This window comes from Streptomyces sp. NPDC058291, from assembly GCF_042880855.1.
In the GTDB taxonomy this organism is placed as follows: domain Bacteria; phylum Actinomycetota; class Actinomycetes; order Streptomycetales; family Streptomycetaceae; genus Streptomyces.
In genome coordinates this window covers 17,720-38,168 of sequence record NZ_JBHVYK010000030.1, presented here as the reverse complement: position 1 = coordinate 38,168, position 20,449 = coordinate 17,720, and the positions used below count along the sequence as shown (strand labels likewise).

Below are 20,449 nucleotides of genomic sequence, written 5' to 3'. Positions count from 1 at the left end.
CGTCACTTCCCGAAGCCGAAGCCGTTCGAGCCCTCGGCCTTGGCCCGCAGGCGCTTGCCCTTCTCGGTGGCCTGGTCGTTCAGCTCCTGCTGGAACTCGCGCATCCGGGCGAGCAGGTCCTCGTCGTGGGCGGCGAGGATGCGGGCGGCCAGCAGGCCGGCGTTGCGCGCGCCGCCGACCGAGACCGTGGCGACGGGGACGCCGGCCGGCATCTGCACGATGGACAGCAGGCTGTCCAGGCCGTCCAGGTGCTTCAGCGGGACGGGCACGCCGATCACCGGCAGCGGGGTCACGGAGGCGAGCATGCCGGGCAGGTGGGCCGCGCCGCCGGCGCCCGCGATGATCGCCTTGAGCCCGCGTTCGGCCGCCTGCTCGCCGTACGCGATCATCTCGCGCGGCATGCGGTGCGCCGAGACGACGTCGACCTCGTACGCGATCTCGAACTCGTCGAGGGCCTGGGCGGCGGCCTCCATGACGGGCCAGTCGGAGTCCGACCCCATGACGATGCCTACGACTGGGCTCATTCGGTGATCGTGCCTCTCAGGTATCCGGCTGCGTGACGTGCGCGTTCGAGGACGTCGTTCAGGTCGTCGCCGTAGGTGTTGACGTGACCGACCTTGCGGCCGGGCTTCACGTCCTTGCCGTACATGTGGATCTTCAGCTGGGGGTCGCGGGCCATGCAGTGCAGGTACGCCGAGTACATGTCCGGGAAGTCGCCGCCGAGGACGTTGACCATGACCGTCCAGGGGGCGCGCGGGCGCGGGTCGCCGAGCGGGAGGTCCAGGACGGCGCGGACGTGGTTGGCGAACTGCGAGGTGATCGCGCCGTCCATCGACCAGTGGCCCGAGTTGTGCGGGCGCATGGCCAGCTCGTTGACGAGGACGCGGCCGTCGCGGGTCTGGAACAGCTCGACGGCGAGGTGGCCGACGACGTCGAGTTCCTTGGCGATGGTCAGGGCCAGCTGCTCGGCCCGGAGCGCCAGGGTCTCGTCGAGGCCGGGGGCGGGGGCGATCACCGTGTCGCAGACGCCGCCGACCTGCCGGGACTCGACGACCGGGTAGGCGACCGCCTGGCCGTGCGGGGAGCGCACGACGTTGGCGGCGAGCTCGCGGACGTAGTCGACCTTCTCCTCGGCGAGGACGGGGACGCCCGCGCGGAAGGGGTCCTCGGCCTCCTCCGCGGAGTCGACGACCCAGACGCCCTTGCCGTCGTAGCCGCCGCGGACGGTCTTCAGGACGACCGGGAAGCCGTCGCCCTCCGCGGCGAACGCGGCGACGTCCGCCGGATCGCTGACGATCCGGTGCCGTGGGCACGGCACGCCGAGCGCGTCGAGGCGGGCCCGCATCACGCCCTTGTCCTGGGCGTGCACGAGCGCGTCCGGGCCGGGGCGCACGGGGATGCCGTCCGCCTCCAGCGCCCGGAGGTGCTCGGTGGGCACGTGTTCGTGATCGAAGGTGATCACATCGCACCCGCGCGCGAACTCGCGCAGCGTGTCGAGGTCGCGGTAGTCGCCGATGACGACATCGCTCACGACCTGCGCCGCGGAATCCTGTGGGGTGTCACTGAGGAGCTTGAACCTGATGCCGAGCGGGATGCCCGCCTCGTGTGTCATACGAGCGAGCTGCCCCCCGCCGACCATGCCGACTACCGGGAACGTCACGCCCCCAGGGTATCGGCCACGCCGCCCCGGCCGAATCCCGCGCCCGTCACCGGTCGTTTTCCGGGGCCGTACCCGCTGTTTTCCCCGCCTCGGTCCCTCCTTGGCGCCGACCCGTGAGCCGGACCGCAGGAAACCGGGAAGAGTGGTGGTTAGCATGGCTGGGTTGACGTAACCGAATCCCGGACGGGGGCCTGTACGACCATGGCACATGGTTCCTCGGGGCTGAAGAGGCTCGTCCGCGAGCTGGCCAGGTTCGGAGCCGTGGGCGCAGCCGGCCTGCTGGTGAACCTGGGCGTGTTCAACGTCGTCCGGCACCTCACCGACCTGCAGGTGGTGCGCGCCAGCGTCATCGCCACGGTCGTGGCGATCGTCTTCAACTACGTGGGGTTCCGGTACTTCACCTACCGTGACCGCGAGAAGAGCGGGCGCACCCGGGAACTGACGCTGTTCCTGCTGTTCAGCGTGGTGGGCCTGGTGATCGAGAACGGGCTGCTGTACGCGGCGACCTACTGGTTCGGCTGGGACAGCCCGCTGCAGAGCAACGTCTTCAAGTTCGTCGGCATCGGCGTCGCGACCCTGTTCCGGTTCTGGTCGTACCGCACCTGGGTGTTCCGGACGCTGCCGGTGCCGGAGGCCGGGGCCGACGCCGAGGCGTTCCTGACGGTGGCCGAGCAGTCCCGGCGGCCGGAGCCCCAGACCACGCAGCGCGTGAGCTGACCCTCTCCTCCCACCGGGCCCTTGGCTGTCTTGGGCCCCTGCGGCCCCGCCCGGGCCTCACCGGACCGTGGGCTCCTCGTCCTGCGTCGTGCGCTTCTGCGGCGCCGTGCGGGACAGGAACAGGCCGAAGACCGGGGGCTGGGCCTGGAGCATCTCCAGTCGGCCGCCGTCCGCCTCCGCCAGGTCGCGGGCCACCGCCAGCCCGATGCCCGTGGAGTTGCGGCCGCTGATGGTCCGCTCGAAGATGCGGGCCCCGAGGTCGGCGGGGACGCCGGGACCCTCGTCCGTCACCTCGACCACGGCCTGGTTGCCGGTGACGCGGGTGCGCAGCGCGACCGTGCCGCCGCCGTGCATCAGCGAGTTCTCGATCAGGGCGGCCAGCACCTGGGCGACCGCGCCGGGCGTGCCCACAGCGCGCAGATGCCGTTTCCCGGAGCTGACGATGGCCCGGCCCACGCCCCGGTAGGCGGGACGCCACTCGGCGAGCTGCTGCTGGATGACCTCGTCGAGGTCGAAGGTGACCGCCGAGCCGGTGCGCGGGTCCCGGGCGTTGGTCAGCAGGCGCTCCACGACGTCCGTCAGCCGCTCGACCTGTGTCAGCGCGATGGTCGCCTCCTCCTTCACCGTGTCCGGGTCGTCGGTGAGGGTGATCTCCTCCAGGCGCATGGACAGGGCCGTCAGGGGCGTGCGCAGCTGGTGGGAGGCGTCCGCCGCCAGCCGGCGTTCGGCGGTGAGCATGCGCGCGATGCGCTCCGCGGAGGAGTCGAGGACGTCGGCCACCCGGTCGAGCTCGGGGACGGCGTACCGCTTGTGGCGGGGGCGCGGGTCGCCCGAGCCCAGGCGCTCCGCGGTCTCCGCCAGGTCGGTGAGGGGCGAGGCGAGGCGGTTGGCCTGGCGGATGGCCAGCAGCACCGCCGCGATCACCGCGAGCAGCGCCACCAGGGCGATGATCAACAGGGTGCGGCCGACCTCGCGGGTCACCGTGGAGCGCGGCTCCTGGACCAGGACGGTCTCGCCCTCCTCGCCCCGGGCCGTCGACCTGATGACGTCGCCCTCGGGCCGGCGGCCGACCTCGATGACCGGCCGGCCGGGGATCCGGATCTCGGCGTAACGGTCCTGCGTGACCTGGTCGCGCAGTATCTCGGAGGTGACGTCCTCCGCGCCGACCAGGCGGCTGTCCACGATGCTGGCCAGCCGCAGCGCCTCGGAGTCCACCCGTTCCTGGGCGCTGTTGCTGATCGTGCGCGTCTCGACGATGACGAGGGACACCCCGAACACGGCGATGACGACGAGCACGACGGCGAGGGTGGACTGAATCAGACGGCGACGCACTGAGCCCTCCGGGGCGGTGACTTATTCCAGGCGGGTTCTGGCAGCCCCCTCAGGGGCGCGGGGAACTGCGCGAGAAGCCCCACCGGCCCGCACCCGACGACGTACGCGCACGGCCGGCCGGCCCCGGGGGGTCGTTCAGCTTTTCTCGAAGCGGAAGCCCACTCCGCGCACCGTGGCGATGTAGCGGGGGTTGGCCGCGTCGTCGCCGAGTTTCTTGCGCAGCCAGGAGATGTGCATGTCGAGGGTCTTGGTCGACGACCACCAGGTGGTGTCCCAGACCTCGCGCATCAGCTGGTCGCGGGTGACGACCCGGCCCGCGTCGCGCACCAGGACCCGCAGCAGGTCGAACTCCTTGGCGGTGAGCTGGAGTTCCTCGTCGCCCATCCACGCGCGGTGCGACTCGACGTCGATGCGCACGCCGTGCGTGGCGGGCGGCTGCTGCGGTTCCGACGCGCCGCGCCGCAGCAGGGCCCGGACCCGGGCCAGCAGCTCGGCCAGCCGGAACGGCTTGGTGACGTAGTCGTCGGCGCCCGCGTCCAGGCCGACGACGGTGTCCACCTCGTCGGCGCGCGCGGTCAGGATGAGGATCGGGATGGCGTGCCCCTCGGAGCGCAGCCGGCGGGCCACCTCCAGGCCGTCCATGCCGGGCAGGCCGAGGTCCAGGACGACCAGGTCGACGCCGCCCTGCATTCCGGCGTCGAGTGCGGTGGGGCCGTCCTCGCGCACCTCGACCTCGTAGCCTTCCCTGCGCAGTGCGCGGGCCAGCGGCTCCGAGATGGACGCGTCGTCCTCGGCGAGCAGTACACGGGTCATGAGCTGATGGTAGTCCGCGCGGGCAGGGGCAGAAGTGTGATCGCCGGCGCTGTTTCTTACCCAGGGACATGCCGGACAGCAGGGACGCGGGGCGGGGGACACCGCACGGCCGATCTTGGTACGGACCTACGGTCGAGGGATGACAGGATGGTGGAGACCTTCAAAACGCCGCCAGGGTTCCATGATCACCTGTGATCCGCGTCTCAAGTCCTTCCATATCCGGCGTTGTGCTGCCGTATGGTGAAAGAACGCCTGTAGTACACAGGGACCTTTGGCGGTCCGCTTGACGCCGAGGGTCTCTTTTGTGTGCGGGCCGGTTCGCCCCGGCCCCGAAGGAATGACCTGTGGCCGGGCCCCCGACGCGAGGGGGCGTGGATCCCGGTGACCGCCGTCCACCGCTTCGAGACCCGGAGCGGACTCCCCCCGGGCGTAGGGGCGGACGAGGCGGTCCGCCGGTGCCGGCCGCCCCCCACCGGGCGCGCACCGCGTGAGCGCAGCGCGTCCCGAGCAGCAAGGAACGACATGGCGTCCAGCCTGACGAAGGACTCGGTCCGCCCGGGCACCCCCGGCTCCGGGAAGACCTTCTTCGGCCACCCCCGCGGACTGGCCACCCTCTTCATGACCGAGATGTGGGAGCGGTTCTCCTACTACGGCATGAGGGCCCTGCTTCCGCTGTACCTGGTCGCCCCCGGCGGCCTGCACCTCAGCGCCGCGACGGCGACCGCGATCTACTCGGTCTACCTGTCGCTCGTGTACCTGCTCGCCCTGCCCGGCGGCTGGTTCGCGGACCGCGTGCTCGGCCCCCGCAAGACCGTCGCCGTCGCCGGCGCGATCATCATGCTCGGCCATCTGACCCTCGCGCTGCCGAACGCCGGCACGTTCTTCGCGGGCCTCGGACTGGTCGCCATCGGCTCCGGTCTGCTCAAGGCCAACATCTCCACGATGGTCGGCCACCTCTACGACGGCCCCGACGACCCGCGCCGGGACGGCGGCTTCACGCTGTTCTACATCGGCATCAACCTGGGCGCGTTCGCCGCTCCGCTGGTCATCGGCACCCTCGGCGAGAACGTGAACTGGCACCTGGGCTTCGCGCTCGCCGCGCTCGGCATGGGTCTGGGCCTGGCACAGTTCCTGCTCGGCAGCCGTCACCTGAGCTCGCGCTCGGACGTGGTCCCCACGCCGCTGTCCGCGCAGGAGAAGGCGGCCACGCTGCGCAAGGCCGCGTTCTGGGCGACCGTCGCGATCGTCTTCTACGCCGTCGTGGGCGTCTCCGGCGTCTACACGCTGAACTGGCTGCTGGTCCCGATCACGGTGGCCGGCCTGATCATCCCGGTCCTGGTCATCGCCCGCATGAAGCGGGACAAGGAGCTGGACCGCGCCGAGCAGTCCAAGCTGACGGCGTACATCTGGTTCTTCGTCGCCGCGGCCGTGTTCTGGATGATCTACGACCAGGGCGGCTCGACGCTGTCCCTGTTCGCCGAGTCGTCGGCGAAGAACACCGTCCTCGGCTGGGAATTCCCGGTCTCCTGGTACCAGTCGGTCAACCCGGTCCTGATCATGGCGCTGGCCCCGCTCTTCGCCTGGGCCTGGCTGGCGCTGGCCCGGCGCGGCAAGGAGCCGAGCACCGCGGTGAAGTTCGCGACGGGCCTCGTGCTGGTCGGCGCGTCCTTCTTCCTCTTCCTGGCCCCGCTGTCGATCGCCGAGGGCGGTCACAAGGCGGCCGCGCTGTGGCTGGCGGCGATCTACTTCGTGCAGACCGTCGGCGAGCTCACCCTCTCCCCGGTCGGCCTGTCGGTCACCACCAAGATGGCTCCCGCGAAGTACGCCTCGCAGATGATGGGCGTCTGGTTCCTGGCCGTCACCGCCGGTGACGCCACGACCGGTCTGCTGTCCATCGCCGGCGTCGATCTCAACAAGACGGGGATCGTGGCCCTGGAGGCCGTGCTCGCCGTCCTCGCCGGAGTAGCGGTGTGGATGTACCGCAAGAAGGTCAAGGAACTCATGGGCAGCGTCAACTGACGTCCGCCACGGCAGGTGAGGGCCGGCGCACCCGGGTGGGTGCGCCGGCCCTCACCCGTCTCCGGCTTCGGCCGCGCGTCGGGGCCGTGGACGGGTCAGCGGGTCAGCGGGTCCTCCGGCCCGGCAGGAACGTGAACACCGCCCCGCCCAGCAGCACCGCGGTGCCCGACACCAGGCCCAGGGCCTTCAGCGCGCCGTGGTCCCCGGAGCCCGTCTCCGCGAGGCCGCCGCCTCCGGTGGCGCCGCCGCCGGACGACGAGGACGACGAACCGCTGCCGCCCGACGCGCCGCCCGCCTGCTCCTCGGTGGTCAGCGTCAGCGAGACCGCCGTGCTGTCCGGGGTGCAGGTGGTGGTCGTGCCCAGGGCCTCGATGACGAGGACGCCCGGCGAGAGCGTGGACGCACCGGTCGCGCCGGGCTTGTACACGCCGGTCAGATCGGGGATCTGGATCGGGGCGCCCTGCTTGACCGGAGCGGAGTTGGCCGGCCCCGTCACCTTCACCGCGCCCTTGTCCGAGCCGCCCAGGGTCACCTGCATCGACGGCTTCACGGAACCGGCCGGGATGTCGATCGGGCTGTTCATGACCGACTTCTTGAACTGCACGGTCAGGGCGTAACTCCCGCCGTTCCGCCTGGCGTTGATCTGCACCGGGGAGGTGGCCTTCTTCTCGCCGATGGGCGACTGGCAGGTGTAGGGAACGTCGACGACCTTGCCGGTGAAGTCCGTCCGCCCGGAGCCGCCGCCGGTCGCGGACGGGCTCGGGACGGACGACGGCGACGCGGACGGCGTCCCGGACCCGCCGGGCGTGCCCGAGGGAGTCGACGACCCGCTCGGCGAGGGGCTGCCGCTCGACGAGCCCGAACTTCCGCCGCCGGCCGTCACCGTGATGGTCGCCGAGGGCTGGACGGCCTCCGTCGGCGCGCACCTGGTGTCCGTCGACAGCGCGTTGACGACGTACGCGTCCGGCGTCAGCGTCACCTGTCCGGCCGTGGTCAGCTTCAGCGATCCCTTCATGTCGGACAGCGTCATCGCGCCGCCCTTGGGGATCGCCGGGTTCTCGCGCGGTCCCTGCATCGCGATGTCGGCGCTCTGCGCGCCGGCCGCCTTGAGGGTGCCGGACGGCTGGACGGAGTTCGCCGGCAGATCGATGATGTCGGGGTTCTTCGACGCGGCCTGCGTGAACTTCCAGACGACGTCGACGGTGTCGCCGACCTTCGCCGTGGCCGGCGCCGTGATCTCCACCTTCGTCGTGCCGACGACGTCCGGCAGGCCGATGCCCGAGGGCGGCACGCACTTGGTGGCGTAGGACACCTCGGCGGCCTGCGCCTGACCGGCGCTCGCGCCCAGCAGGACGGCCGCCCCGGTGAGCAGGACGGCGGCGCCCGCGGCCGCCGCCCGCCTGCGCGCGGGGGCTCGCTCGGGTGGCTTGGCTCTCTCACTCACGTGGATCCCTTCCTGCCGGAGTCGTGGGGTTGAGGGGAGTCGTCGGGTTGAGGGGAGTCGTCGGACTCGTGGGACCCGGCGCACTCGTCGGCCGGTCTTCCTGCGGTGCGGTGGGCCGTGCCGCGGGGCCCGGACCGGTGTCCTGGGTGAACCACGGCAGGCTCGGGCTCGGGGCGGGGGGCGCGGCCCGCGGGGTGCGGGCGGCCCGCGGGGTGCGGGCGGCCGCGCCCCGCCCGCGCCGGGACGGCCACGAGGCGTGGGGGGCGCGGGAGCCGCGGGAGGGCCGCCGGGCCGGATGGCGCGGACGCACCCGGTCCACCACCGCCAGCCCGACGCGGAACAGCGCCGCCGGCACGACCAGGCAGAGCAGGATCCAGAACAGGGTCACGCCCCACGGGCGTCCCACGCCCCACGGCTGCTCGGCGAGGACCTTCCCGCCGTACTTCAGGGAGACCGTGTAGTCGCCGTGGGCGCCCGCGGCCAGTTCGACGGGCAGTTCCACGCGGGCCTTCGCACCGGGGTCGATCGTGCCCCGCCACTGCCGCTCGTCCCACTGCGGGGCGAACACCCCGTGCGCGGCGCCGACCTCGAACACCGGGTCCTTCACGGCCGCCGTGCCGACGTTGCCGACGGTGAACGCCAGGGTGCGGGCGGGCGGCGCGCCGAACCAGGTCAGCAGGCCCGAGGAGCCGTCGAGCCGGGTGTCGGTGAGCACGGACAGACGTCCGCCGCCCGTCTGCGCGGGCAGCGGTTCGACCGGGTGCCCGGCCACCTGGAACGCCGCGTCGGCCTGCGCCTTCGCGCCGGTGGCGGTGGCCACGTGCACGACACAGGGGCAGGGCGCCGGCGGCTCGGTCACCGGCAGCGCCCGGCTGAAGCGGCCGTCGGCGTCGGTGGTGACCGCCCGCCCGTCGGCGTTGGCGCAGGAGTTGGTGCCGCCGATCACCCCCCGGGCCGGCGTGGCCTGCCCGCAGACCAGCAGCATCAGCAGCGTGCGCGGCCGCCAGCCGCTGCCGCTCACGGTGATCGAGCCGCCCGTGCCCGCCTGCGCCGCCGACAGCTTCACCGCCGGTCGGCCGGCGGCCGCGGCCGGGGCGGCCGACGGGACCAGGAACAGCAGCAGGAGGAGCAGGACCGGCGCCGCCGCCGTGATCCGCAGTTCGCCTCTCATGTCAGCGCTCCCCTCGGCTCGGCTTCGGTGGCGGCCGGCCGGAGCCGACGTCGTCGTACGAACACGGCCGCGGCCGCGGCCGACAGGGCGCCGGCCGCCGTGGCCGCCACGGCGACCCGCGGCACGAACCGCGCGGACGCCCGCCCGGTGGCCCGTGCCGCGCCGGGCGCGGTGACCGTCAACCGCACGGTGACGGCGTCCAGGGCCGGACGGTCGGGCCAGGGCTCGTGCAGCGCGAGGCGACTGCCCGGGGGCAGGCGCACGGGCAGGTCACGCGGGGCGCGGTCCAGGACGGCGCCCAGCACGCCGTCCGCGTGCACGGCGAGCCGCGGGACGAGGACCGTGGTGCCGCGGTTGACCAGCTCGTAGGTGATGCGGTCGCCGCGCACGGCCACGTGCTCGACGGTCAGCGCGGCCAGCCGCGGCCCGACGACCCGGACCAGCAGCCGGACGTCGCTCTCCCGTCCCGCGGAGTCCCGCACGACGATCCGGCCGCCCCGGTCGCCGGGCCGGGCGTCCACCGGGACCGTCACCGTGAAGGGCACCTCGGCCCGGGTGCGGGCGGAGATGTCGAGGACGGGTTCGGCGAAGGCGGCCCGCAGACCGGCGCCGGTGACGCGCAGCCTCACGGAGAGCGGCCCGGTCCCCCGGTTGGTCACGGCGACCGCGTCCCGCAGCGCCGTTCCGGGCGTGCCCTCGGCATAGAACGACGGCCGGCCCCCTCCGGAGGGCGACGCCGACCAGCCGGCCGGGCCGGCGGCCGGCGCGCCGGCGAGCAGCAGCGGCAGGGACAGCAGCAGGACGCGGACGGTGGCGTACGGCATCGGGGGCTCCAGCGCTCCTCCGGGGGCGGTCAGCGGCGGGCGCGGGCCGGCTGGTCGCGCCTGGTCAGCCACAGGGCGCCCGCCGCGCCCGCGAGCAGCACGGTGCCGCCGAGGGTGCCGAGGGCGATCGCGGAGTCCTCGGGGCCGGTCTGCGGGAGCTGCCCGCCGGAGCCGCCGCCGCTCGTGCTCCCGCCGCTCGTGCTGCCGCCGCTCGCACCTCCGCCGCTCGTGCCCCCGCCGCCGCTCGCGCTGCCGCCACCCGGTGCGCTCACGTCGAGGGTGAGGGAGGGGCCGGGGCTGTTGGAGGGCGTGCAGGTGGTCGTGGTGCCGAGCGCCTTGATGGTCAGCACGCCGGCCGTGAAGGTGACCTTGCCGCTCTTCTCAGGCGTGTACGTCCCGCTCAGATCGTTGATCTTGATGGGGGTGTTCTCGGGGATCGCGGCCTGGTTGGCCGGGCCCGTGACGTTCAGGGTGCCGCTGTCGGCTCCGCCCAGCTTGATGGTGGCGCTCGGCTTCATGGAGCCCGCGCCGAGTTCGACGGGGCTGGAGGAGACGCCCTTCTGCCAGGACATCGTGATCTTGTAGCCGTCGCCGCTCCTGACGCCCTTGATGTCGATCGGCGAGACGGCGCTCTTGTCTCCGATGGGCGTCTTGCAGCCGTAGTTGACGTTGACGACCTCGGCCATGGCCGCCGGGGCGGCCGTCAGCACCGCCGAGCCGGCCAGGGCCGCGGCCGTCGCGAGCACGGCGGTTCGCTTCCGGTTCGACACGGTCCCGTCCCCTCACTCCCACCGCCCCGCCTTACTGACGAGGCATCAGATTGAGCCGTCAAGGTACGCCCGAGGCGATGAGGAGGGAAGAGAAGGTACGGGCCGGACTTCTGACGATCCGGCGGGCGGATCGGGCCGCCCCGCGCCGAACCGAAAACCGCCCACCACCCCGCACGAGAAGAACACCGACAGCCCCGGGGGCGGCGCCCCAGGGCCGGCGTCGGCGCCGCACAGCCGGGGACCGGCCACCGACCACCGCCACCGCCACCGGCGAGGACACGACAGCGACCGGGAACGAGAGACCCGGGGGAACGCCGGCGACCGCCCGCCGACGGCCGGACCGGTCAGGCCCGGGCGGGCGCCCCGGACGAAGGAGTCGCAGCCGCAGCCGGGACAGCCAGGTCGCAACCGCAGCCCACAGCCGCGGCGCGGTCGGGCCGGGACCTCAACCGGCACGGTCAAGCCGGAACCGGAGTCGGGACGGTCAGCCCGGGACCCGCACCAGCACAGTCAGGCCAGGACCCGAGCCGGGACGGTCAGCCCAGGACCCGCACCGGCACGGTCAGCCCGAGACCCGAACCGGGACAGCGGAACCGGGACGGTCGAGCCGAGACCCGAACCGGGACGGTCGAGCCGGGACGGTCGAGCCGAGACCCGAACCGGCACGGTCGAGCCGGGACCTCAACCGGCACGGTCAGCCTGGGACCGAACCGGCACGGTCAGCCCGGGGTCGGGGACCGTCGGGCTCAGGACCTGGCCGGGGGCGAACGGTCGGGCTCAGGACCTGGCCGGGGGCGGCATGTCCGCGTGGGGGTGGTCAGGCCGGGGCGGCGCCGAGTTCGGCCCAGACCGTCTTGCCGGTGACGCCCTGCGTCCGCATGACGCCCCAGTCGAGGCAGAGGCGCTGGACGATGAACATGCCGTGTCCGCCGGGGCGGCCCGCGCGGTGCGGGGTGCGCGGCGCCGGCTGGCCCGTGCCGCGGTCGGAGACCTCGACGCGGATCACCTTGTTGTCGCAGGACAGGACCATCGCGTCGGGCCCCTCGGCGTGCAGGCACGCGTTGGTGACCAGCTCGGAGACGACGAGCAGCACGTCCTCGGCGGCGGCCCGCCGGTCGGCGGTGGCGGCCGGCAGCCAGCCCCACGCGTACAGCGCCTGGCGGGCGAAGTCGCGGGCGAGCGGGACGACGCCGCTGGCGTCGTCGAAGCTCAGCCGGCGCACCTGAGGGCCGCCCGGCGACCCGGGCGCCACGGCAGCCGTGCCCCCGCCGGGCGTCCCGGCCCCCCGAGCGTCCCCCTGGGACGCCGCGGAAGCGCCGCTGGGCTCCGGGCTGGGCTCCGGGCCGCGGTCGCCCGGCGAGTAAGGCCGGGTGGTGCTCATCAGCGCTTCACCTCACCGATTCCCCGATTGACCGGTTCACCATTCAAGAGTCGGATCTCTGCAGAGTCGTGCGTGGCCGGACGGCGTTCGCGTCGGCGTCGCCGCCGACATGTGCGGGTCCAGGATGTCTCCTGCCCTGCGTGGCGGGCGGGACACCCCCGTTCTCGCCCGTGTCGTGGTCGACGCCGGGCGGACGGCGGAACTCAGCCGTCCTCGTCCTGTCCGTCGCGCTCGTCGGCCAGCGCCGCCTCGACCGTGTCGTGCACGGTGAACACGGCGTCCGCGCCGGTGATCTCGAAGACCCTGGCCACGACGGGGAGCATCCCCGCCAGATGGACCGCGCCGCCGGCCGCCTCCGCCTTGAGGCGGGCTCCGAGCAGCACGTTGAGCCCGGTGGAGTCGCAGAACTCCAGGCGTGTGCAGTCGACCACCAGGCGACTGCGACCTCTGGCGAGGCAGGCTTCGAGTGGCTCGCGCAACAGATCGGCGGTGTGGTGATCCAACTCACCCGCCGGGGTCACGACGGCACTGGGGCCCTCTTCCCGCACCTCGACCAGAAGCCGGCCCGACTGTGCGCTGCCGACCGTCCCGCGGTCCATGCCGTCTCTTCTCCTGGGGTCGCGAACTGCTTTCTGACGCCCTCGAACACTACGCCCTCGACCCGCACCTCAACACCCGAACAATCGCACACAAACAGACATAAGCGGACGAAGTGCACTTGCGATCGGTCAAGTAAAGCAGGTAGGCCTAGTACGAACACGCAGACCGACACGGCCGGCTTTGGAGGCGCCGCACACCGTAGTGCGCTCAGTGGCTTCGGCAGCCCTACGCCGAGAACGATGGAGGACATCATGTCACCCCGGCTCGACGCACCGCATACCCGCGGAGCGACGTCGACACCCCCTCCGGTCCAAGAACATCTGGAACCCATCGCCCAGAACGCGGCGCCGGACGTCGACCCCACCGACGCCCTCGCCGGACTCCCGGAGATCCCCCCGTTCGACGAGGTCGGATCCGTCGACGCGCGGGCTCTGTCCAAGACCCTCTTCGCACGGCTCGAGTCCCTCGAAGAGGGCACCCACGACTACTCGTACGTACGCAACACCCTCGTCGAGCTCAACCTCGCGCTGGTCAAGTTCGCCGCCTCCCGGTTCCGCTCCCGCAGCGAGCCCATGGAGGACATCATCCAGGTCGGCACCATCGGCCTGATCAAGGCGATCGACCGCTTCGAACTCTCGCGAGGGGTCGAGTTCCCGACCTTCGCGATGCCCACCATCATCGGCGAGATCAAGCGCTTCTTCCGGGACACGTCGTGGTCGGTGCGCGTCCCGCGCCGCCTCCAGGAGCTCCGGCTCGACCTGGCCAAGGCGGGCGACGAACTGGCCCAGAAGCTCGACCGCGCACCCACGGTCGCGGAACTGGCCGAGCGTCTCGGCCGCTCCGACGACGAGATCGTCGAGGGCATGGCCGCGTCCAACGCCTACACCGCGTCCTCGCTGGACGCGCAGCCGCAGGACGACGACGCGGAGGGCGCCCTCGCCCATCGCATCGGCTACGAGGACAACAGCCTCGAAGGCATCGAGTACATCGAGTCGCTGAAGCCCCTGATCGCCGAACTCGCCCCGCGCGACCGGCAGATCCTCTCCCTGCGCTTCGTCGCCGGTCTGACCCAGTCGGAGATCGGCGAGGAACTCGGCATCTCGCAGATGCACGTGTCGCGGTTGCTGTCGCGCACGCTGGTGCGGCTGCGCAAGGCGCTGACGGTCGAGGAGTAGGACCGCCCGGAAGACGGCCGCCGCCCGCGGCCGGTCTTTCGCGTCCGGGCCGTCGAGCGCGCTCGATCGCCCGGACGCGGACGTCGGCCTGCCCCTTCGTCCGCACGCCTCTTCCGCCGCTGTCTGGAGGTGGCCGGCGACCTCGACAACGGCACGGACGTCGTCACCGTGCCGTGCTCCGCCTCCCCGAGCCAGCGCTGGCGGGTCGACTCCGCGCGCGGGGTGCTCCAGTCGTACGCCGATCCCGACTTCTGCCTGGACAGCCGTGGCGCGGTCGACCACGGCGTCGGCGTCTGGAGCTGCGACCCGGTGACCGGATCCAACGGCCGGAACCTGACGTTCAGCGTGGACGACGACGGCAGGATCCGGCCGGCGATCGCACTCCTGTCGGCCCTGACGGCGGACGACGCCGGCTCCCTGTCGTTCGAACTGCTCGACGAGGCCGCGCACCAGGTGTGGCGGGCCGGGGCGGCCTGAGCCGTGCCTCGGGCCGGGCCGCCGGAGCCGTGCCGTTCTCGTCGTGGTCTGTCACCGGCTGGGGCCGATCGGCGGCGGACCGGGGACGCGCCCCCGCCGAGCCCACCCCGCGCCGAGACGGCCGCCGAGACCGCCGCCCGGATTGCGGCGCGACCGCGGCCGGGCTCTTCGCGGGCGGCCCGCGGGCGTCGCGCCCTCAGACCACGCGCACGCCTCTGCGCCACACGCCGGACACCAGCGGCACGCCCGGGCGGTAGGCCAGGTGGACGTGGCTCGGGGCGTCCAGCAGGGTCAGGTCGGCGTAGGCGCCGGGGGTCAGCCGGCCCACGTCGGTGCGGCGCAGGGCCGCCGCCCCGCCCGCCGTGGCCGACCACACCGCCTCGTCCGGGGTCATGCCCATGTCCCGCACGGCGAGCGCGACGCAGAACGGCACGGACGACGTGAAGGACGAACCGGGGTTGCAGTCCGTGGAGAGGGCGACGGTGACGCCCGCGTCCAGCAGCCGACGGGCGTCCGGCCACTCGGCGCGGGTGGAGAACTCGGCGCCCGGCAGCAGCGTGGCGACCGTGTCGCCGCTCGCCAGCGCGTCCACGTCCGCGTCCGTGAGGTGGGTGCAGTGGTCTGCGCTGGCCGCGTCCAGTTCGACCGCCAGCTGCACGCCGGGGCCGTAGGACAGCTGGTTGGCGTGGATGCGGGGGTGCAGTCCCTTCGCCTTGCCCGCGGTCAGGATCGCGCGGGCCTGGTCGCCGTCGAAGGCGCCCTTCTCGCAGAAGACGTCGATCCAGCGGGCGTGCGGGGCGCAGGCGTCGAGCATCTCGCCGGTGACCAGGGCCACGTACGCGGCGGGGTCGTCCGCGTGCTCGGGGGCGACGATGTGGGCGCCGAGGTAGGTGACCTCGTCGGTGTGGGCGGCGGCCAGGCGCAGGGCGCGTGCCTCGTCGGCGACCGTCAGGCCGTAGCCCGACTTGGTCTCCAAGGTGGTGGTGCCCTGGCTGAGGGCCTCGCTCAGATACCGGGTGAGGTTCGCCTCCAGTTCCGCGTCGCTCGCCGCCCGGGTGGCCGCCACCGTGGTGCGGATGCCGCCCGCCGTGTAACCGCGGCCCGACATGCGGGCGTTGAACTCCTCGGTGCGGTCGCCCGCGAACACCAGGTGGGAGTGGGAGTCGACGAAGCCGGGGAGCACCGACCGGCCGCCGGCGTCGACCCGGTTGTCAGTGGCGGGTGCTTTGCTTGATTCACCGGTCCAGACGACACGGTCGCCGTCGACGACGACGGCCGCGTCCCGGATCAGTCCGAGAGGCGAACCTCCCCCATCGAATTTGCTCGACCGGGAGGACCCCCATCCGAGGGAGGGATCGTTGGTGACCAGCGTGGCGATGTCGGTGATGACGGTGCTGCTCATGGCGTCCTCGTGGGTGGCGGGGCTGGGGGCGGTGGTCAGCCGCGCAGGGCGTCGACGGCCTGCGCGAGGGCCTGCGGCACGTCCGGCACGAGCGCGTGCGCCCCGTCGCGCACGATGTGCCGTCCGCCCACGATCGTGTGCCGTACGTCCGCCGCGCTCGCGGCGAATACGGCCGTCTCGGCGCCGAGCCTGGGCAGCGGCCCCGCTGTCCTGACCGAGTCGAGCGCGATGGTCGTGAGGTCGGCGAGGGCGCCTTCCTCGATCGTTCCCGCCTCCTGCCAGCCGAGGGCGGCGTGGCCGTCGGCGGACGCGGCGCGCAGCAGCGCGGCCGCGGTCCAGTGACCGCGGGTGCGGGTGCGCAGCCGCTCGTCGAGCTCCATCGCGCGTGCCTCTTCGAGCAGGTCGACGACGGCGTGGCTGTCGGAGCCGAGACAGAGCGGGGAGCCCTCGTTCTGCAGGGCTACCGCGGGCCCGATGCCGTCGGCGAGGTCGCGTTCGGTCGTGGGGCACATGCAGGTGCCGGTGCCGCTGCCGCCGATGAGGGAGACGTCCTCGGCGGTGAGGTGGGTGTTGTGGACGCCGGTGGTGCGCGGTCCGAGCACGCCGTGCAGGGCGAGCAGCTGGGTCGGGGTGCATCCGTGGGCTTCCCGGCAGGCGTCGTTCTCGGCGGTCTGCTCGGACAGGTGCACATGCAGCGGGGCCCGCCGCTCCTCGGCCCAGCGGGCGACGGTCTCCAACTGGCCGGCGGGCACGGCCCGTACGGAGTGGATCGCCGCCCCGATCCGCGCGTGGTCCCGTTCCTTGAGAACTGAACAGCGTTCGGCCCAGGCGTCGGCGGTCCCGTCGGAGAAGCGGAGCTGGTGGGCGGTGGGCGGCTGTCCGAAGCCGGCGGACAGGTAGGCGGTGTCGAGGAGGGTGATGCGGATGCCGGCCTCGGCGGCCGCCGCGATCAGGGCTTCGCCCATGGCGTTGGGGTCGGCGTAGCGGGCGCCGCCGGGGGCGTGGTGCACGTAGTGGAACTCGCCGACGGAGGTGACGCCGGCCAGCGCCATCTCGGCGTACACGGCGCGGGCGAGCGCGTGGTACGTCTCCGGGGTCAGCTTGTCGGCGACCGAGTACATGACCTCGCGCCAGGTCCAGAAGGTGCCGGAGCCGACCTGGACGGTCCCGCGCAGGGCGCGGTGGAAGGCGTGCGAGTGGGCGTTCGCCAGCCCCGGCAGGGTCAGGCCGCGCAGGATCTCGGCGCCGGGGGGCGGGGCGGGCACGTCCGTGCGGACGGCCGTGATCCGGCCGTCCGCGACCTCGACGGCGACTCCCGGCTCGACGTGGGTGTCGAGCCAGGCGTGCTCCAGCCAGTACGTCCGCGTGGGGGAGTGCGTCACCTGCAGGCCAGCCCTTCCAGTACGTCGGCGAGTGCGAGCACCCCGGCCACGCAGTCGTCCTCGGCGGCGAACTCGGCCGGGGAGTGCGAGACGCCCGTGGGGTTGCGCACGAACAGCATGGCGGTCGGGATGCTTCCGGAGAGGATCCCGGCGTCGTGTCCCGCGCCGGTGCCGAGCACGGGGACCCGCAGACCGGTCCCGCCCGGGCCCACGCCCGGGCCCAAGCCCGTGTCCCCGCCCGTGTCGGCGCCCAGGATGCGGGCCAGTTCGTCGCGCAGGGCGTGGTCGAACTCGACCACGGGCGTGAACGACTCACGGACCACGGCCAGGTCGATGCCGTGGGCCTCGGCGTACTCGCGGGCGGCCTTCTCGACGCCCCCCACCACCTGGTCCAGGGCGGCCTGGTCGGCGGCGCGGGAGTCGAGCCAGCCGCGCACCAGGGAGGGGATGGCGTTGACGCCGTTCGGCTCGACGGAGATCTTGCCGAAGGTGGCGACGGCGCCCGCGAGTTCCGCCTCGCGGCGGGCGGCGAGGACCGTCTCGGCGTACGACAGCATGGGGTCGCGCCGGTCCACGAGGCGGGTGGTGCCGGCGTGGTTGGCCTCGCCGAGGAAGTCGAAGCGCCAGCGCCCGTGCGGCCAGATGGCGCTCGCGAGGCCGACCCGTTCGCCGCTGAGGTCCAGCGCGCGCCCCTGTTCGACGTGCAGCTCGACGAACGCGCCGATGCGGCCGAGCCGCTGCGGATCGGCGCCGAGGGCGTCGGGGTCGTGCCCGGCGGCCTCCATGGCCTGCGGCAGGGTGATGCCGTCGCCGTCGGTGAGCCGGTGCGCCTGCTCGACGGTGAGGCGCCCGGCGGTGAGCCGCGACCCGACGCACGCGAGCCCGAACCGGGCGCCCTCCTCGTCACCGAAGTTGACGAGGGCGAGCGGTTTGCGCGGCGTCGCCCCCCGGGCGCGCAGTTCGTCCAGGGCGGCGAACGAGGACACGACCCCGAGGGGCCCGTCGAAGGCGCCGCCGTCGGGCACGGAGTCGAGGTGCGACCCCGTGACGACGGCGTCCCCGGCGGTCGGGTCCCCGAGCCACGCCCACTGGTTGCCGTTGCGGTCGACCTCGTACGTCAGTCCCCGCGTCTCGGCCTGCTGCCGGAACCAGGCCCGGCAGTCGGCGTCGGCGGCGGTCCAGGCGTAGCGGCGGTAGCCGCCGGAGCCGGGGTGGCGTCCGACGGGAGCCAGCTCGCGCCACATCTCCTGGAAGGACGTGCCGGCCCCGGCCGGACGGCCGACGTCGGTCGTCACTGCTCGTCACCCTCGCGCATCGGCACTCGCACGCCCCGCTCGTCGGCGACCGACTCCGCGATGTCGTACCCCGCGTCGACGTGCCGGATGACGCCCATGCCGGGGTCGTTGGTCAGCACCCGGCGGATCTTCTCACCGGCGAGGCGCGTGCCGTCCGCCACCGAGACCTGGCCGGCGTGGATGGAGCGGCCCATGCCGACGCCGCCGCCGTGGTGGATCGACACCCAGGACGCCCCGGACGCCACGTTGACCATGGCGTTCAGCAGCGGCCAGTCGGCGATCGCGTCGGAGCCGTCGAGCATGGCCTCGGTCTCGCGGTACGGGGAGGCGACGGAACCGGAGTCGAGGTGGTCGCGCCCGATGACCAGCGGGGCCGCGAGTTCACCCGACGCCACCATGTCGTTGAACCGCTCGCCGGCCCGGTCGCGTTCGCCGTAGCCCAGCCAGCAGATGCGGGCGGGCAGGCCCTGGAAGTGGACGCGCTCGCCGGCCAGCTTGATCCAGCGGGCGAGGGACTCGTTCTCCGGGAAGAGGTCGAGCATCGCCTTGTCGGTCTTGGCGATGTCGGCCGGGTCGCCGGACAGGGCCGCCCAGCGGAAGGGGCCCTTGCCCTCGCAGAACAGCGGGCGGATATAGGCGGGGACGAAGCCGGGGAAGGCGAACGCCCGGTCGTACCCGGCGAGCTGGGCCTCCCCGCGGATGGAGTTGCCGTAGTCGAAGACCTCGGCGCCCGCGTCCATGAAGCCGACCATCGCCTCGACGTGCCGCGCCATCGACTCGCGGGACCGGGTGGCGAAGCCGGCCGGGTCCTTGGCGGCGGCGTCGGCCATGTCCTCGAAGGCGGTCCCCGTCGGCAGGTAGGACAGCGGGTCGTGGGCGGACGTCTGGTCGGTGACGATGTCGATGGGCGCGCCCATCGCGAGCAGCTGCGGGACGAGTTCGGCGGCGTTGCCGAGAACGCCGATGGAGAGCGGCTTGCGCTGGTCACGGGCCTCCACGGCCAGCCGGAGCGCGTGGTCGAGGTCGTCGGCCCTGACGTCGAGGTAGCGGTGCTCGATGCGGCGGTCGATGGCGCGCGGGTCGCAGTCGACGCAGATCACGACGCCGTCGTTCATCGTCACGGCGAGCGGCTGGGCGCCGCCCATGCCGCCGAGGCCGGCCGTGAGGGTGACGGTCCCGGCGAGGGTGCCGCCGAACTTCTTCGCGGCGACGGCGGCGAAGGTCTCGTAGGTGCCCTGGAGGATGCCCTGGGTGCCGATGTAGATCCAGGAACCGGCGGTCATCTGGCCGTACATGGTCAGGCCCAGCTGTTCCAGCCGGCGGAACTCCTCCCAGTTGGCCCAGTCGCCGACGAGGTTGGAGTTGGCGATGAGGACGCGCGGGGCCCACTCGTGGGTCTGCATGACGCCGACCGGGCGGCCGGACTGGACGAGCATGGTCTCGTCCTGCTTGAGCGTCCTGAGGGTGCGGACCATGGCGTCGAAGGAGCGCCAGTCGCGGGCGGCCTTGCCGGTGCCGCCGTAGACGACGAGCTTGTCGGGGTGCTCGGCGACCTCGGGGTCGAGGTTGTTCTGCAGCATCCGCAGGGCGGCCTCCTGCTGCCATCCCAGGGCGCTCAGTTCCGTACCGCGCGGCGCTCGTACGGGGCGGGGTCCTGACATGGTCGGCCTCCTTGCGGATGGGTGATCCCGGCGGATTTTGCTGTTGTTATTCACATCCTGGCCCGCTGAATAGAGCTAGTCAATACACGGGCGCGACGACCTGCGACCCCGCGGCCGAGGAGGGCGGTAACGGGATCGGAAGGCACGGGCGGGGAAGGGGAGGAGCGCAGCCAGGGGGCGCACGCGGTCGCGCCCACCACTCCGCCGGAACACGCGCGCCGTTGACGCGGGCCGGTCAGCAGGTGTTGAAGAGACCCATGGGGCGTCAACTCGCCCCGAAACGAGGTCAGTCGACCCACCTTAGTCACGCGGTCGCATGTTCCGCT

General features: G+C 73.0%; 18 protein-coding genes. 4 read left to right on the top strand and 14 right to left on the bottom strand.

What is annotated here, in order from left to right:
- Positions 1 to 2: 2 nt before the first annotated feature.
- Positions 3 to 500 carry a 5-(carboxyamino)imidazole ribonucleotide mutase gene (gene purE, locus ACFVYK_RS17575; protein WP_389774558.1) on the bottom strand — a complete coding sequence of 166 codons (498 nt, stop codon included), beginning with the start codon at positions 498 to 500 and terminating at the stop codon, positions 3 to 5.
- Between the two features lie 20 nt (positions 501 to 520).
- Positions 521 to 1,660 carry a 5-(carboxyamino)imidazole ribonucleotide synthase gene (locus tag ACFVYK_RS17570; RefSeq protein WP_389774472.1) on the bottom strand — a complete coding sequence of 380 codons (1,140 nt, stop codon included), beginning with the start codon at positions 1,658 to 1,660 and terminating at the stop codon, positions 521 to 523.
- 201 nt (positions 1,661 to 1,861) lie between these two features.
- Between ACFVYK_RS17570 and ACFVYK_RS17565 the strand changes: the two genes are divergently transcribed.
- Complete coding sequence (locus tag ACFVYK_RS17565; protein ID WP_389774471.1) at positions 1,862 to 2,377, top strand: GtrA family protein; 516 nt, start codon at positions 1,862 to 1,864, stop codon at positions 2,375 to 2,377.
- 57 nt (positions 2,378 to 2,434) lie between these two features.
- Here ACFVYK_RS17565 and ACFVYK_RS17560 read toward each other — a convergent pair whose 3' ends face one another.
- Positions 2,435 to 3,709: an ATP-binding protein gene (locus tag ACFVYK_RS17560; RefSeq protein ID WP_389774469.1), complete on the bottom strand. Its 1,275-nt coding sequence runs from the start codon at positions 3,707 to 3,709 to the stop codon at positions 2,435 to 2,437.
- A 135-nt stretch (positions 3,710 to 3,844) separates the two neighbouring features.
- On the bottom strand, positions 3,845 to 4,522 hold the full coding sequence (locus ACFVYK_RS17555) for a response regulator transcription factor (RefSeq protein WP_069768534.1): 678 nt from the start codon (positions 4,520 to 4,522) through the stop codon (positions 3,845 to 3,847).
- A 522-nt stretch (positions 4,523 to 5,044) separates the two neighbouring features.
- On the opposite strand from ACFVYK_RS17555, the gene ACFVYK_RS17550 reads away from it, so the two are divergent.
- Complete coding sequence (locus tag ACFVYK_RS17550; protein ID WP_389774467.1) at positions 5,045 to 6,541, top strand: oligopeptide:H+ symporter; 1,497 nt, start codon at positions 5,045 to 5,047, stop codon at positions 6,539 to 6,541.
- Between the two features lie 103 nt (positions 6,542 to 6,644).
- Here ACFVYK_RS17550 and ACFVYK_RS17545 read toward each other — a convergent pair whose 3' ends face one another.
- From ACFVYK_RS17545 to ACFVYK_RS17520, 6 genes are all read right to left on the bottom strand, one after another.
- Positions 6,645 to 7,913, bottom strand: a complete 1,269-nt coding sequence (locus ACFVYK_RS17545) for a hypothetical protein (RefSeq protein ID WP_389774556.1) — start codon at positions 7,911 to 7,913, stop codon at positions 6,645 to 6,647.
- A gap of 64 nt (positions 7,914 to 7,977) precedes the next feature.
- Positions 7,978 to 9,156: a hypothetical protein gene (locus ACFVYK_RS17540; RefSeq protein ID WP_389774464.1), complete on the bottom strand. Its 1,179-nt coding sequence runs from the start codon at positions 9,154 to 9,156 to the stop codon at positions 7,978 to 7,980.
- The gene (locus ACFVYK_RS17535; protein WP_389774462.1) at positions 9,153 to 9,980 is read right to left on the bottom strand and encodes a hypothetical protein; all 828 of its coding nucleotides are present in this window, start codon (positions 9,978 to 9,980) and stop codon (positions 9,153 to 9,155) included. The genes ACFVYK_RS17540 and ACFVYK_RS17535 overlap by 4 nt, the downstream gene beginning before the upstream one ends.
- A 29-nt stretch (positions 9,981 to 10,009) precedes the next feature.
- Complete coding sequence (locus tag ACFVYK_RS17530) at positions 10,010 to 10,750, bottom strand: LPXTG cell wall anchor domain-containing protein (RefSeq protein WP_389774461.1); 741 nt, start codon at positions 10,748 to 10,750, stop codon at positions 10,010 to 10,012.
- 817 nt (positions 10,751 to 11,567) lie between these two features.
- On the bottom strand, positions 11,568 to 12,131 hold the full coding sequence (locus ACFVYK_RS17525) for an ATP-binding protein (RefSeq protein WP_389774458.1): 564 nt from the start codon (positions 12,129 to 12,131) through the stop codon (positions 11,568 to 11,570).
- A 203-nt stretch (positions 12,132 to 12,334) separates the two neighbouring features.
- Complete coding sequence (locus tag ACFVYK_RS17520) at positions 12,335 to 12,730, bottom strand: STAS domain-containing protein (protein WP_069768540.1); 396 nt, start codon at positions 12,728 to 12,730, stop codon at positions 12,335 to 12,337.
- Positions 12,731 to 12,970: 240 nt separating this feature from the next.
- On the opposite strand from ACFVYK_RS17520, the gene ACFVYK_RS17515 reads away from it, so the two are divergent.
- Together ACFVYK_RS17515 and ACFVYK_RS17510 are read left to right on the top strand one after the other, a co-directional pair.
- On the top strand, positions 12,971 to 13,906 hold the full coding sequence (locus tag ACFVYK_RS17515; RefSeq protein ID WP_389774456.1) for an RNA polymerase sigma factor SigF: 936 nt from the start codon (positions 12,971 to 12,973) through the stop codon (positions 13,904 to 13,906).
- A 129-nt stretch (positions 13,907 to 14,035) separates the two neighbouring features.
- Positions 14,036 to 14,383: a ricin-type beta-trefoil lectin domain protein gene (locus ACFVYK_RS17510; protein ID WP_389774454.1), complete on the top strand. Its 348-nt coding sequence runs from the start codon at positions 14,036 to 14,038 to the stop codon at positions 14,381 to 14,383.
- Positions 14,384 to 14,579: 196 nt separating this feature from the next.
- Here ACFVYK_RS17510 and hutI read toward each other — a convergent pair whose 3' ends face one another.
- The 4 genes from hutI to hutU are packed head-to-tail and all read right to left on the bottom strand — an operon-like array spanning position 14,580 to position 20,123.
- Positions 14,580 to 15,785, bottom strand: coding sequence for an imidazolonepropionase (gene hutI / locus ACFVYK_RS17505; protein ID WP_389774451.1), 1,206 nt, complete (start codon positions 15,783 to 15,785; stop codon positions 14,580 to 14,582).
- A 35-nt stretch (positions 15,786 to 15,820) separates the two neighbouring features.
- Complete coding sequence (locus ACFVYK_RS17500) at positions 15,821 to 17,167, bottom strand: formimidoylglutamate deiminase (RefSeq protein WP_389774448.1); 1,347 nt, start codon at positions 17,165 to 17,167, stop codon at positions 15,821 to 15,823.
- Positions 17,164 to 18,411 carry an allantoate amidohydrolase gene (locus tag ACFVYK_RS17495; protein ID WP_389774553.1) on the bottom strand — a complete coding sequence of 416 codons (1,248 nt, stop codon included), beginning with the start codon at positions 18,409 to 18,411 and terminating at the stop codon, positions 17,164 to 17,166. The genes ACFVYK_RS17500 and ACFVYK_RS17495 overlap by 4 nt, the downstream gene beginning before the upstream one ends.
- A 47-nt stretch (positions 18,412 to 18,458) precedes the next feature.
- Positions 18,459 to 20,123: a urocanate hydratase gene (hutU, locus tag ACFVYK_RS17490; RefSeq protein WP_389774446.1), complete on the bottom strand. Its 1,665-nt coding sequence runs from the start codon at positions 20,121 to 20,123 to the stop codon at positions 18,459 to 18,461.
- Between the last annotated feature and the right edge of the window lie 326 nt (positions 20,124 to 20,449).

Excerpts from the sequence above, each read along its gene's own strand:
- purE (WP_389774558.1), bottom strand. The coding sequence starts at position 500 with ATGGGGTCGGACTCCGACTGGCCCGTCATGGAGGCCGCCGCCCAGGCC.
- ACFVYK_RS17565 (WP_389774471.1), top strand. The coding sequence starts at position 1,862 with ATGGCACATGGTTCCTCGGGGCTGAAGAGGCTCGTCCGCGAGCTGGCC.
- ACFVYK_RS17555 (WP_069768534.1), bottom strand. The coding sequence starts at position 4,522 with ATGACCCGTGTACTGCTCGCCGAGGACGACGCGTCCATCTCGGAGCCG.
- ACFVYK_RS17550 (WP_389774467.1), top strand. The coding sequence starts at position 5,045 with ATGGCGTCCAGCCTGACGAAGGACTCGGTCCGCCCGGGCACCCCCGGC.
- ACFVYK_RS17540 (WP_389774464.1), bottom strand. The coding sequence starts at position 9,156 with ATGAGAGGCGAACTGCGGATCACGGCGGCGGCGCCGGTCCTGCTCCTC.
- ACFVYK_RS17535 (WP_389774462.1), bottom strand. The coding sequence starts at position 9,980 with ATGCCGTACGCCACCGTCCGCGTCCTGCTGCTGTCCCTGCCGCTGCTG.
- ACFVYK_RS17525 (WP_389774458.1), bottom strand. The coding sequence starts at position 12,131 with ATGAGCACCACCCGGCCTTACTCGCCGGGCGACCGCGGCCCGGAGCCC.
- ACFVYK_RS17520 (WP_069768540.1), bottom strand. The coding sequence starts at position 12,730 with ATGGACCGCGGGACGGTCGGCAGCGCACAGTCGGGCCGGCTTCTGGTC.
- ACFVYK_RS17515 (WP_389774456.1), top strand. The coding sequence starts at position 12,971 with ATGGAGGACATCATGTCACCCCGGCTCGACGCACCGCATACCCGCGGA.
- hutI (WP_389774451.1), bottom strand. The coding sequence starts at position 15,785 with ATGAGCAGCACCGTCATCACCGACATCGCCACGCTGGTCACCAACGAT.
- ACFVYK_RS17495 (WP_389774553.1), bottom strand. The coding sequence starts at position 18,411 with ATGTGGCGCGAGCTGGCTCCCGTCGGACGCCACCCCGGCTCCGGCGGC.
- hutU (WP_389774446.1), bottom strand. The coding sequence starts at position 20,123 with ATGTCAGGACCCCGCCCCGTACGAGCGCCGCGCGGTACGGAACTGAGC.